At 35.6% G+C, this 13,387-nt stretch carries 9 protein-coding genes; 1 reads left to right on the top strand and 8 read right to left on the bottom strand.

Features of this window, described 5'->3' with window-relative positions; genetic code table 11:
- Positions 1–16: 16 nt before the first annotated feature.
- Genes BXU11_RS03460 through BXU11_RS03430 form a run of 7 tightly spaced genes read right to left on the bottom strand, consistent with a single transcriptional unit; the run spans position 17 to position 9,620 of the window.
- Positions 17–1,171 carry a cytochrome c oxidase subunit II gene (locus BXU11_RS03460; protein ID WP_078211019.1) on the bottom strand — a complete coding sequence of 385 codons (1,155 nt, stop codon included), beginning with the start codon at positions 1,169–1,171 and terminating at the stop codon, positions 17–19.
- Positions 1,172–1,191: 20 nt separating this feature from the next.
- The gene (locus BXU11_RS03455) at positions 1,192–2,667 is read right to left on the bottom strand and encodes a quinol:cytochrome C oxidoreductase (protein WP_078211018.1); all 1,476 of its coding nucleotides are present in this window, start codon (positions 2,665–2,667) and stop codon (positions 1,192–1,194) included.
- Positions 2,668–2,694: 27 nt separating this feature from the next.
- Positions 2,695–3,240, bottom strand: a complete 546-nt coding sequence (locus BXU11_RS03450) for a cytochrome c (protein WP_024980393.1) — start codon at positions 3,238–3,240, stop codon at positions 2,695–2,697.
- An 8-nt stretch (positions 3,241–3,248) separates the two neighbouring features.
- Positions 3,249–3,773: a DUF3341 domain-containing protein gene (locus BXU11_RS03445; RefSeq protein WP_024980392.1), complete on the bottom strand. Its 525-nt coding sequence runs from the start codon at positions 3,771–3,773 to the stop codon at positions 3,249–3,251.
- Positions 3,766–5,169 carry an NrfD/PsrC family molybdoenzyme membrane anchor subunit gene (gene nrfD / locus BXU11_RS03440; RefSeq protein WP_024980391.1) on the bottom strand — a complete coding sequence of 468 codons (1,404 nt, stop codon included), beginning with the start codon at positions 5,167–5,169 and terminating at the stop codon, positions 3,766–3,768. Before nrfD ends, BXU11_RS03445 begins: the two co-directional genes overlap by 8 nt.
- A gap of 36 nt (positions 5,170–5,205) precedes the next feature.
- Positions 5,206–8,256 (bottom strand): TAT-variant-translocated molybdopterin oxidoreductase, encoded by a 3,051-nt coding sequence (locus BXU11_RS03435; protein ID WP_078211017.1) that lies wholly within the window; start codon positions 8,254–8,256, stop codon positions 5,206–5,208.
- Positions 8,257–8,291: 35 nt separating this feature from the next.
- Entirely contained in the window at positions 8,292–9,620 is a 1,329-nt protein-coding gene (locus BXU11_RS03430; RefSeq protein WP_024980389.1) for a c-type cytochrome, read from the bottom strand.
- A gap of 282 nt (positions 9,621–9,902) precedes the next feature.
- On the opposite strand from BXU11_RS03430, the gene BXU11_RS03425 reads away from it, so the two are divergent.
- The gene (locus BXU11_RS03425; RefSeq protein ID WP_223253661.1) at positions 9,903–10,226 is read left to right on the top strand and encodes an SPOR domain-containing protein; all 324 of its coding nucleotides are present in this window, start codon (positions 9,903–9,905) and stop codon (positions 10,224–10,226) included.
- A gap of 242 nt (positions 10,227–10,468) precedes the next feature.
- Here the strand turns inward: BXU11_RS03425 and infB are convergent, their stop codons facing one another.
- Positions 10,469–13,366, bottom strand: coding sequence for a translation initiation factor IF-2 (infB, locus tag BXU11_RS03420; protein ID WP_078211015.1), 2,898 nt, complete (start codon positions 13,364–13,366; stop codon positions 10,469–10,471).
- Positions 13,367–13,387 lie beyond the last annotated feature (21 nt).

Raw genomic sequence — 13,387 nt, 5'->3', positions numbered from 1 at the left:
AAATATTCTTAATTAATTATTTCATTGCTACTTTAACAGCAGCTGGCTCAATTGCAATACTTGAACTATCTTTAGCTGTTCCAGCATCAGTAGCAGGAGCTTCTTTGGATGCTTTGTATTCTTTAACTAAAGCTACTTTATCACTTAACCATTTTTTGTAATCCTCTGGGGTATCTACAACTACTTTCATTTGCATGTTATAGTGTGATGCTCCACAAATTTTATTACACAACAAAAGATAGTCAAAAGTATAAGGATCTAAAGCAGTTCCGCCTTTAGCAACCAACTCAGTACTTTTCTTAGAACGTAAATCGTTAATGCGAGCTACCTTTTCAATCATAAAAGGCAAATCTCTGTATTCGGCTGTAGTATAAGTAGGAGTAAATCCAAACTCAGTAACCATACCAGGAACGCAATTCATTTGAGCTCTAAAATGAGGCATATAAGCAGAATGTAATACATCTTGAGAGCGCATTTTGAAAAGTACTTTTTTACCTTTTGGAATGTGTATTTCAGTGGCTAAGAAGTCATCAGCAGCATTTTTATCTGCAATATCAACACCAACAGAATTTACTCCATCAATCAAACGTACGTTAGCTTTCCCTAACACTTGATCAGCACCAGCATATCTAGCCGTCCATTTAAATTGTTGCGCATATAACTCAATTACAACAGTATCTTCATCTTCTTCGATAAACATGATGTTTGTCCAAGCATACAAACCGTATAAAATCAAACCTGCTAAAACCACTGCTGGAATGACACTCCAAATAGCTTCTAATTTATTGTTATCAGCATAATACAAAGCTTTTCTGTCTTTATTACCTCTATACTTGAAAGAGAAATAATGCAATAATACTTGAGTGATTGCTTGTACTGTGAAAATTAATACCCAAGTGATGTTCATTAAACTATCAACAGTAGCCCCATGTTCAGATGCAGGTGTATGCAAAGGCAAATCACCCCATTTAATCAAACCATAAATTGTAAAAATATAAATGAAGGCTAAAAAACCAAACATTAGATATCCTTGTACGTTATTATCATTATCAGTGGCTATCTGAGAATCATCAGATTTAGATCCAACTTGAGTTAGATCAAAAATCTTAGTCAATTGCCAAAGAGCAACAGCTAATAAAACTAAAACTATAATTACCAACAAACTTGTCATCTGTTTTTTCTGTTTAAATATTAATAATGAAAGTGTTTACTCTCCTCAATAAAAGGATTTCTTTTAGGCAACAATGGCGCTTTTGTAAGTGCTGTAAAAACAACATATATAAACAAACCAAGGAAAAACAAAACAGATGCAATCTCAGGAATACCAATGAACCATTGATCACCTACAGTACCTGGCATAATCATATTGAAGAAATCAACATAATGACCCAATAAAATTACTGTACCTGCCATTACTAACACCCAAGTAATTCTCTTAAAATCAGTATTAATTAAAATCAAGAGAGGGAATAAGAAATTCATAACCACCGCTCCAAAGAAAGGTAAATTGTACTGTTGAATTCTAGTGACAAAATAAGTAACTTCTTCAGGAATATTAGCATACCAAATCAACATGAATTGAGAGAACCATAAATACGTCCAGAATACACTAATACCAAACATAAACTTAGCTAAATCATGAATGTGACTTGTATTAACATGCTCTAAATATCCTTTAGATTTTAAGTATAAAGTTACCATACAAATAGTAGTGATACCACTTACAAAGAAGCTAGCAAAAACATACCATCCAAACAAAGTACTAAACCAGTGTGGGTCAATAGACATAATCCAATCCCAAGACATAATAGACTCAGTAACAATAAAGAAAACTAAAAAGAGTGCTGACATCTTAAAATTCTTTTTGTAAAAAGAATTATCATCAGATTCGTCTTGTGCTAAACAATTTTTTCTTGAAAAATATCTGTAAGCATTCCATCCTAACAAAAAGATAGCAGCTCTAACAATCCAAAATGGAAAATTCAAATAACCAGATTTAGTTTGTATCAACTTATCGTGAGCAACAACTTCAGGATCTAACCAGATAAACAAATGGTTAAAATGCAAACCACATAAAACTAAAATAATAAAGAATATTACAGAACCTACAGGCAAATAAGCCGTGATACCTTGCATTACTCTAAACAACACTGGAGACCAACCTGCTTGAGCAACCTGTTGAATAGCATAGAAAGCTAAAGTTCCTAATGACAACAACATAAAAAAGATACAAGCTACATAAACAGCAGCCCATGGCTTATTGCTTAATTGGTGCAACACATGTTCTAAATGCTCTTTATGCTCAGCATCTGCTTTTGCATCATGACCTTCAGTCTTAGCATGATTATCATGTGAAGCTGCTGGAGCATCATGTGTCTCTTCTACTTTAACCTCGTGAGATTCTACTGGTGCTGTATGAGTAGCCTCGCCATGAGCTTCTTGAGTTTCAATAGGAGCAGCATGAGGAGTCTCTATAGCGCTTGAATGTGATTCGGTAGGAGCCGCATGAGTAGCTTCTCCATGACCTCCATGTGAATCCGCTGCAAGAAGAGCTTCCACTTCTTGAATATCTTTTGGTGCAGTATAAAAACCATAAACAATACCTAATAAACCAACAGCCATCAGGATAAGAGAAAAAGTTTTTAATTTACTTGAAAATGTATACATATCTATTACGATCAGTTTGTTCAACAATTATAATTCGCTTTTTAGTTTAAGAACATAGTCTACCACTAACCAACGTTCTTGTGCACTCAATTGATTTGCATGTGACCCCATAGAATTCAATCCATAAGTAATTACATGGAATACACTTCCTTCCGTAATTGGTCGGTCAGCATAACTAGGCACACCAAGAAACTTTTCTCTTTCAACTAATTTACCTTTACCATTTCCTGTTGCTCCATGACAACTCATACAGTAAATTTCAAAAAGTTCTTTACCTTTTTCAGGATTTTTACTTAAAGAATCCAATGGAGACTTCAAATTAGCTTTCGCTAATTCATAACCTGCAGTTGAATTTTCATACTCATAAACTTCAAATCCTCTTTTAAGAGAACCCTTAGCAGGCAATTGCCCTTCTTTACCATCTTTAAAAGCATCAGACTCTGCATAGGTCTCGTAACCTACAGATTCATACATGTTTGGAAAATACTGATAGTTCGGGGTCAATTTATCTTGACATGACGAAACTAACAAAGTAATACCAGCCAAAAGCGTCAATTTATATATACTTCTCATAGCTACAATTAATTCTTATCTATTACATTTACTTCTACTGCACCTGTACTTTTAAAGAAAGAAACTAATTCTTCTTCATTATTATTAACCGCTACTTCCATCAAAAAATGGTCATCAGTTGTTCTAACATCAGGATTTTCAGCTTGTTTAAATGGCCACAATTTACTTCTCATGTAAAATGTAATTACCATTAAGTGAGCAGCAAAGAAAACTGTTTCTTCAAACATAATTGGCACAAAAGCTGGCATGTTTTCGATGTAGCTAAAACTTGGTTTACCACCAATATCTTGAGGCCAATCTTGAATCATGATATAATTCATCATCCAAGTAGCGAATGAAATACCACACAAACCATAGATAAAAGCACAAATAGCTAATCTAGTTGGTGCCAATCCCATTGCTTTATCTAATCCGTGCACAGGAAAAGGGGTAAAAACTTCTTCAATATGATGATGTGCTGCACGTGTTTTTTTAACGGCATCCATTAATACATCATCGTCGTTGTATATAGCGTATATTACTTTATTACTCATGGTGTACATCTTTATTAGCTTCTCTTTCTCTTTTGTAGTTATCTCCACTTCCTTTTAAAATTGTTTTTACTTCAGCCTGAGCAATCACAGGGAAAGTTCTTGAATACAATAAAAACAACACAAAGAAGAATCCAATAGTTCCTATAAAAATACCAATATCAACAAAGGTTGGTGAAAACATCGTCCAAGAAGATGGTAAATAATCTCTGTGCAAAGAAGTAACAATAATTACGAAACGCTCAAACCACATTCCAATGTTTACAACAATAGAGATTACAAACGAAAACATGATACTTGTACGTAATTTTTTGAACCACATGAACTGAGGAGAGAAAACGTTACACGTCATCATTGCCCAATATGCCCACCAGTAAGGCCCAGTAGCTCTATTCAAGAATGCATATTGTTCGTATTCAACTCCTGAATACCAAGCGATGAATAATTCAGTGATGTAAGCAACACCTACAATAGAACCCGTAATCATAATTACGATATTCATTAACTCGATATGTTGAACAGTAATATAAGCCTCTAAGTTAGATACTTTTCTCATAATAATAAGCAAGGTGTTAACCATAGCAAACCCTGAGAAAACCGCACCAGCAACAAAGTAAGGAGGGAAAATTGTCGTATGCCATCCTGGAATTACAGAAGTAGCAAAGTCCATTGATACAATGGTGTGTACAGAAAGTACAAGTGGAGTTGCTAAACCTGCAAGTACAAGAGAAACCTCTTCAAAACGTTGCCAATCTTTAGCTCTACCACTCCATCCAAAACTTAGGATAGAATATACTCTTTTGTTAAAAGGCGTTACTGCTCTATCTCGCAACATGGCAAAATCAGGCAAAAGACCAGTCCACCAGAAAACTAATGAAACTGACAAATAAGTTGAAATTGCAAATACGTCCCATAATAATGGTGAGTTGAAGTTAACCCAAAGAGAACCAAATTGATTTGGAACTGGAAGTACCCAATACGCTAACCATGGACGACCCATGTGAATAATTGGAAACAAACCTGCTTGAATAACTGAGAAGATAGTCATGGCTTCCGCAGAACGGTTAATAGCCATTCTCCATCGTTGACGGAAAAGTAAAAGTACTGCTGAAATTAACGTTCCAGCGTGCCCGATACCTACCCACCAAACGAAGTTAGTGATATCCCAGGCCCATCCAACTGTTTTGTTTAATCCCCAAGTTCCGATACCGGTAGATACTGTGTAAATAATACAACCCAATCCCCAAAGGAAAGCGGTTAATGCGATTGTGAATACAATCCACCAATGCTTATTAGCTTTACCTTCAACAGGTGCTGCTACATCTACAGTTACATCGTGATAAGATTTATCACCTATAACTAAGGGTTTTCTAATGGCTGCTTCGTAGTGAGACGACATAATCCTTTATATTGATTCTTAATTAATTTTTTTTTACTAGATATTTCTAACTTTAACTTGATAAACCACGTTTGGTTTTGTACCAACATGCTCTAACAAATGGTATGATCTTTCATCTGCAGCTAACTTAGCAACCACAGCCTCTTTATCATTAACATCACCAAAAGTCATGGCGCCAGAAGAACAAGCATTAGAACAAGCAGTTTGGAATTCTCCATCTTTAATCGCTCTACCTTCTCTTTTCGCTTTAAGAATAGTTGCTTGTGTCATTTGAATACACATAGAACATTTTTCCATAACTCCACGAGAACGAACGTTAACATCTGGATTTAATACCATTCTACCCAAATCATCATTCATATGATAATCAAACTCGCTGTTTTTGTTGTACAAGAACCAGTTAAAACGACGTACTTTATATGGACAGTTGTTCGCACAGTAACGAGTACCAACGCAACGATTATAAGCCATTTGGTTTTGACCTTGACGTCCGTGAGAAGTTGCTGCAACTGGACAAACTGTTTCACATGGTGCGTGATTACAGTGTTGACACATAACAGGCTGGAAAGAAACTTGTGGATTATCCGCTGCTTTTTCCATTTCATTGAAAGTAGATAACGAACTAGACAAACCAGCTATATTCTCTTTTCTTTCAACATCACCAGCAAAAGTACTTTCAGAAGAATAATATCTGTCGATACGCAACCAATGCATATCTCTACTTCTTCTAATTTCATCTTTTCCAACAACTGGTACGTTATTTTCAGCATGACAAGCAATTACACATGCTCCACAACCAGTACAAGCATTTAAATCAATTGAAAGATTAAAATGATGACCAATCGAACGATCGAAAGAATCCCACAACCCAACAGAAGTAGCTTCTACTTCTTTGTGATCCAAAGAAACAACTGGTTGTTCATTCCAAACAGCAGCATCTTTAGTATTAAAGATCTCTAAAGTAGTTTCTTTAATAATATCTCCACGACCCATTAATGTTTTTTGACCTTGTACACAAGCAAACTCATGTTCTCCAGAAGCCAATTCAAGGGTTACGTTTTGTAAATCATTAAAATCTTTATATAATGAGTAAGCGTTAATACCTACTTGCATTTCTTCTTTAAGAGCAGCTTTACGTCCGTAACCTAGTGCCATACCAACAGTTCCAACCGCTTGACCAGGTTGCACGATAACAGGAACATTCTCTAAAGTAACACCATTTGCTGTTAACTTCACGCAAGAACCATTCAAACCACCATTAGCCACAATTTCGTTTGATAATCCAATTTTAGCCGCATCTGCACTAGAAACGGTAACATAGTTATCCCAAGAAACACGAGTGATTGGATCTGGAAATTCTTGTAACCATGGGTTGTTGGCTTGTTGACCATCTCCCATACCTGTTTTAGTATACAATACTAACTCCAAACCTTTAACACTAGATGCACTAGCTAAGGCATTTGCAGCAGCACCATAGTTAGCTGTTCCTGCAGAAGCAGTACCAACTGCACCAACATAAATACCATCATGCAGCACTTTATTCCAGCTTGAACCTACAAAATTTGCAGAGGAAACCGCTTTCAAGTAATCATAATAAGCACCAGGAATACCATTTAGTGACAACAAAACATCTTGAAATTGTTTGGTATCAAATAAAGGGCGAATAGTTGGTTGAGTAATACTATAAGAACCTTCCGTTAATTGCAAATCACCCCAAGACTCTAAATAATGTGGAACTGGAGCAGCAATAGTAGCCAATAAGGCAGTTTCATCTTCTTTGATTGTTAAAGCAACAGAAGTAGTAACTTTTTTCAAACCATCAACAAATGATTTACTATCTGCTAAAGTATACACTGGATTAACACCACTCATAATCAATGTATGAACAGTTCCAGCATTCATGTCTTTTAATAATTGAGCAACAGCTGCATTTGAACCTTTTCTGATCAAACGTGCACCTGAAGTAACAAACGCTTCGCTTGATAAAGCTTGATTAATAGCCAAAACTAATAACTGCGCATTTACGTCTTGAATCCCACAAACCAAAACTCCTTTGGAACCTGCAGATTTCAATTGTTGAGCAGCTTTTGTAACTTCAGCTTTGAATTTATCATCTAATTTTACTGAAACATTATTTCCAGTAATAACATTATATATATGAACTAAAGCTTGTTTTTGATTAGCAACAGACATTGGCACACGCTTATCAGCAGCAGCACCAGATAATGTCATATTCGCTTCAAATTGAAAATGACGAGACATTTTTCCGGCTTTAGGAATTCTACCTTGTGCATATCCAGCATCAAAACCACCTCCTTGCCAATCTCCTAAGAAATCAGCTCCTACAGAAACAATCAAAGAAGCTTTTGAAAAATCATAATCAACTAAAGCTCTTTTGCCATAAACAGTTTGAAATGCATCTAGCGCTTCTGAAGAAGATACAGCATCATAAACTACATGTTTAGCATTTGGGTTTTTAGCTGTAAACTCAGCAATCAATTTTTCTGTTGAAGGGCTAGCTAAAGTATTGGTAAGCAAAACTACTTGACCGCCTTTTGCTTTAGCCTCAGCGACACTAGATTTCAACTTAGCATCTACTGAAGACCAAGAAGCAGCTTTTCCTGCTACTTTAGGCTCTTTCAAACGCATATTATCATACAATGATAAAATTGACGCATGAATTCTTGCATTAGCTGAAAATTTAGCTCCTGCAATTGTATTATTATCGATTTTAATAGGTCGCCCTTCACGAGTTTTAACCAATAAATTAGCAAAATCAAAACCGTCAAAAACAGTTGTAGCATAATAATCTGCTACACCAGGAATGATTTCCTCAGGTTGCAACACATAAGGTATTGATTTGTTTACAGGTCCTTCGCACGCTGCTAAAGTTGCAGCAGCAGTACTAAAACCAACGTACTTTAAAAAATCACGACGTGAAGTAGAGGAAGATAATTTATCGCTATTCCCCAAAAATTCATCGGTAGGAATCTCTTCAACAAACTCGTTATTCTTAAGCGCCTCAACAATAGAACTATTTCCGTCTAGTTCTTCAACACTTTTCCAGTATTTTTTGTTTGATGACATATTATATATAAATATTAAATCTTAATAATTTCTTTTTAATAGTGGCATTTACCACACTCCAAACCTCCCATTTGAGCAGCTGTTAATTTCTCAACACCATACTTCTTAGAAAGTTCTTCGTGAATTTTGGTATAATACTCGTTTCCTTCCGTTTTAACATCTGTCTTTCTATGACAATCAATACACCAACCCATTGTTAATGGAGCAAATTGTTTTTGAATTTCATACGTTTCAACAGGCCCGTGACAAGTTTGACATTCAATTCCAGCAACGGTTACGTGCTGAGAGTGATTGAAATATACGAAGTCTGGTAAATTATGAATACGAACCCATTTAACCGGTTGCGTTTTACCAGTGTAAGATTGTGTAGTTTTATCCCAACCTACAGCAGCATATAATTTTTGAATTTGCTCATCATAGAAAGCTTTACTGTATTCAGGAGTAGCAGTTGTTTCAGCTACTTCAGAGATGTTTTTATGACAGTTCATACAAACATTTAAAGATGGAATACCAGCATTTTTACTTACTCTTGCAGCCGAGTGACAATATTTACAGTTAATTTCATTATCACCAGCATGGATTTTATGAGAATAATGAATAGGCTGAATTGGAGCATATTCTTGATCTACACCAATTTGCATTAAATACCCATAAACAAAGTAAGCACTACACAACAACAAAAGGATAGCAGAAACTAAAACTAAAAATTGATTTTTAGCAAAAGCTTTCCAAATAGGCATCGATGGTGATTTAGACTCCACTTCAATACCATTTGCTCTAGCAACTTTTCTCAATACATTGTTCACAAAAAACAAAAGAACTACCAACATAGCCATCACCAATGCCAATGCACCAAGAATAACATTGTTACTAATTCCACCTTCTTGGTTCTGAGCCCCAGCAGTAGGAGTTGCACCTGCAGCAGCAACAGGAGTTTCTGCTTTTGGCTCTGAAGTATACGCTATAATATTATCAATATCTTCATTTGACAACTGTGGAAAAGCAGTCATTACTGCTTTATTGTTTTCTTCAAAAACTTTTACTGCAGCAGCATCACCTGACTTAATTAAATCAGAGCTGTTTTTAACCCACTTGTAAAGCCAAGCCATTTCATACTTAGAAGCAACACCTCTTAATGCAGGTCCTGTAGCCTTTGCATCTAATTTATGACATGCAGCACAATTGGCATTAAACAATTCCTTTCCTTTAGCTGTATCTCCCCCAGCACTAGGTGCTGGCGCAGCTGTATCTGTAGCAGCAGCGGCAGGATCTTGCGCAAATAAACTCAAGGACATCGTTAGCATTAATGCTAAACTAAAACATAATTTCCTTGTCATCGAACTATGGTTACCCATCTTTTTCATATAGTATAGTAATTATCCACAATATTGATATGTATTTTTTCAAAGTATACCCGAAAAAAAACACTTCTTTTTTTTAAATACGGGACAAAAATACACTTTAAGAACTATTCACAAAATCTTAAAATAGTCTTAAATACAATTTATATTAATTCTAAATAAAGTTTGCTTTTCATTTTTTCCACTAAAGCATTACTTTTGCATAAAAATCAATCAGTTATGAAGTTTCCTCACTTAAAAAAGCGAATAATTTTCTTTGCGCTCGCAACTATAACGATAGCGAAAATGGATGCCCAAAAGAAAAAAACAGAAATTAATCAGGATCCAATCGTGGATCAGCTATTAAATGAAAAAAGAAAAATAAATAATACCTTATCAATTACTGATCAATACAAAATACAAGTATTTAACGGCACGAGCGATCTTGCTAAAAAAACGTTAACAGAATTCAAATCATCTAACAAAAATTTAGATGCAACTATCATTTTCCAAACACCAAATTACAAAGTTTGGGTTGGAAATTTTAGAAACAGAATGGACGCAGAGAGAAATTTAATTGAAATCAGAAAAAGATATAAAACAGCTTTTTTAATTAAGCCCGGAAAATAGTCCGTTACCTTTCTGCCCTTTTTAAATCGCTATATATAGCCAGCTTTTACACATTGTATGAACTACAAAAAACCTAAGCCAAACACGCCTATTTTAGCTTTAAACCTACTTCTTCTTATTTTAGAACGAAATGGATTAAATTAAATTCCCGTCTCTATCATAAATTAGATTTCAACTAGAAACACGTTAATGCCACAAAAAAAGCCTCGATAAACGAGGCTTTTTTTGTGAAAAACATATTACTATTTCAATTTTTTCTTAATAGCAACTTCATGGTAACATTCAATAACATCACGCTCTTCAATATCATTAAATCCTTTGATTTGAATACCGCAATCATATCCTTTAGCTACTTCTCTAACATCGTCTTTGAATCGTTTCAATGCTATAAGCTCGCCATCAAAAATTACAACGCCTTCTCTAACTATACGGATTTTTGCATTTTTAAGGATTTTACCGTCCATAACCATACTACCTGCAATAGAACCAACTTTTGAAATCTTGAAGATCTCTCTAATTTCAGCCGTTCCTAATACTTCTTCTTTCATTTCTGGAGCTAACATTCCTTCCATCGCATCTTTCAAGTCGTCAATTGCGGCATAAATGATAGAATAGTAACGGATATCTATTTCTTCCTTATCTGCTAACTGTCTTGCATTTCCAGCAGGACGTACGTTAAATCCAATAATAATAGCATCAGAAGCTGAAGCTAACATTACATCCGTTTCGGTAATCGCACCTACTCCTTTATGAATAATATTGATTTGAATTTCGTCAGTTGATAATTTAGAGAACGAATCAGATAAAGCTTCAACAGAACCATCAACGTCTCCTTTAAGAATAATATTCAATTCTTTAAATTGACCCAAAGCAATTCTTCGACCAATTTCATCTAAAGTAATATGACGTTGCGTTCTAACAGATTGTTCACGCATCAATTGAGAACGTTTAGCTGCAATTTGTTTTGCCTCTTTTTCGTCTTCAAAAACATTAAACTTATCACCTGCTGTTGCAGCACCATCTAAACCTAAAACCGAAACCGGTGTTGAAGGACCTGCTTCTTTAACCACATGTCCACGTTCATCATGCATCGCTTTAATTTTTCCGTGATGCTTACCTGCTAACATATAATCTCCTACCCTTAAAGTACCATGTTGTACTAAAATAGTAGACACATAACCTTTTCCTTTATCCAAGAAAGCTTCTACAACTGTTCCTTGAGCTGCTTTATTAGGATTCGATTTTAAATCTAAAATCTCAGCCTCTAACAACACTTTTTCTAACAATTCTTTTACACCCGTACCAACCTTTGCAGATATATCATGAGATTGAATTTTTCCTCCCCAGTCCTCTACCAATAAGTTCATACCAGCCAATCTTTCTTTAACTTTTTCAGGATTAGCATTTGGTTTATCAATTTTGTTTATCGCAAAAATAATTGGCACTCCAGCAGCTTGTGCGTGAGAAATAGCCTCTTTAGTTTGCGGCATAATATCATCATCTGCTGCAATCACAATAATTGCAATATCCGTAACTTGAGCACCACGTGCACGCATCGCGGTAAAAGCTTCGTGACCTGGTGTATCTAAGAAAGCAATTTTTTGACCATTATCCAAAGTTACTCCGTAGGCACCAATATGTTGTGTAATTCCTCCTGACTCTCCAGCAATTACATTTTCCTTACGAATATAATCCAGTAAAGATGTTTTACCGTGATCGACGTGACCCATTACCGTAACAATTGGAGCACGTGTTACCAAATCTTCTTCTTTATCTTCAACTACTTGAATGGCTTCTTCAATGTCAACAGTGATAAATTCAACTTCATATCCAAATTCATCACAAACAATAGTCAAAGTCTCAGCATCCAAACGTTGATTCATCGTAACCATGATTCCAAGCGACATACAAGTACCAATAACTTTGGTAATCGGCACATCCATCATGATCGCAATTTCACCAACAGTAACAAACTCAGTTACCTTGATTGTTTTGCTACCTTCATCTAATGCCCTTTGTTCATCATCTGTTTTCTGGCGGTGCGTTTCTCTTTTTTCTCTACGATATTTTGCTGCTTTAGATTTTCCACCTTTACCTTGTAGTTTCTCTAAAGTTTCACGAATTTGATTTTTTACTTCTTCCTCTGTAGGCTCCACTTTGGCTACTATAGCAGGACGATTTCCTTTCACAAATCCAGGTCTTGAATTTCTATTCGCATTAAATCCGCCACCACCCGTGTTTGGGGTAATTTTATTTGGATTTGGAGTCCCTGGAGTTGCAGGTGGTCTTGGAGCACCTGGTTTTGGAGCAATACGCTTACGCTTATTTTTATTGGCATTATTAGCTCCTACTGCACCAGGCGCACCAGGTTTGTTTGGAGTAATTTTAGGCTCTTCTTTTTTCTTTTTTGGCTTATTGAATTGTGACAAATCAATAATCTGTCCGGTAAGCGTTGTCCCTGAAAGTTTTTGATACTGAGTAGTAATCGTTTCCTCAACTGGCTCTTGTGATGTTGGTTCCGCAGGAGTCTCTTTCGGCTTATCACTTTTAGGCTTTTCTGCTTGTGGTTTCACTTCCTTTGACACTTCTTTCACCACTTCTTTTTCAACACTAACCTCAATTGGCTTAATAACAACAGGTGCTACTTTAGTTTCCTCAGGAGCTATAGATTTAGTTTCAGTGGGAGTTTCTTTTGCTGGTTCAACGGCTTTCACTACTGGAGTAGCCTTTTTCTCTTCAATTGCAGCTGGAGCAGGTACAGAAGTTGCTTTTTTAGGATTCAAATCAATTTTACCAACTTGAACTGGACCAGTTACTACTGCCCTAGCTTTGATAATTTCTTGTTGCTTTAATCGCTCTTCATCCGCTTTGCGTTTCGTTTCGATTTCTTTTTCTCTTTCGATCCGTAAGGCTTCTTTCTCTTTTCTTTTCTCTTCCCCTACTTCTTTTGATGCCTCTTTATTCCCTTTGTCACCAGCAAACTGACCGCACAAGACATTGTACACCTCTTCAGAAATTTTTGTGTTTGGGTTAGATTCAATACCAATCCCTTTATCCTTAAGATAATCCACAGCTCTTTCTAAAGAAATATTCAATTCCCTTAAAACTTTGTTTATTCTAATTATTCTCTCTTCAGACATAAAACCTTTTTATTATTATCT

It is taken from the genome of Flavobacterium sp. LM5 (assembly GCF_002017945.1).
GTDB classification, from domain to species: Bacteria; Bacteroidota; Bacteroidia; order Flavobacteriales; family Flavobacteriaceae; genus Flavobacterium; species Flavobacterium succinicans.
Note: the sequence above shows the minus strand (reverse complement) of the source record. Positions and strands in the feature narration are given on the sequence as shown.

Excerpts from the sequence above, each read along its gene's own strand:
- BXU11_RS03450 (WP_024980393.1), bottom strand. The coding sequence starts at position 3,240 with ATGAGAAGTATATATAAATTGACGCTTTTGGCTGGTATTACTTTGTTA.
- BXU11_RS03425 (WP_223253661.1), top strand. The coding sequence starts at position 9,903 with ATGGATGCCCAAAAGAAAAAAACAGAAATTAATCAGGATCCAATCGTG.
- BXU11_RS03435 (WP_078211017.1), bottom strand. The coding sequence starts at position 8,256 with ATGTCATCAAACAAAAAATACTGGAAAAGTGTTGAAGAACTAGACGGA.
- BXU11_RS03455 (WP_078211018.1), bottom strand. The coding sequence starts at position 2,667 with ATGTATACATTTTCAAGTAAATTAAAAACTTTTTCTCTTATCCTGATG.
- infB (WP_078211015.1), bottom strand. The coding sequence starts at position 13,366 with ATGTCTGAAGAGAGAATAATTAGAATAAACAAAGTTTTAAGGGAATTG.
- nrfD (WP_024980391.1), bottom strand. The coding sequence starts at position 5,169 with ATGTCGTCTCACTACGAAGCAGCCATTAGAAAACCCTTAGTTATAGGT.
- BXU11_RS03445 (WP_024980392.1), bottom strand. The coding sequence starts at position 3,773 with ATGAGTAATAAAGTAATATACGCTATATACAACGACGATGATGTATTA.
- BXU11_RS03430 (WP_024980389.1), bottom strand. The coding sequence starts at position 9,620 with ATGAAAAAGATGGGTAACCATAGTTCGATGACAAGGAAATTATGTTTT.
- BXU11_RS03460 (WP_078211019.1), bottom strand. The coding sequence starts at position 1,171 with ATGACAAGTTTGTTGGTAATTATAGTTTTAGTTTTATTAGCTGTTGCT.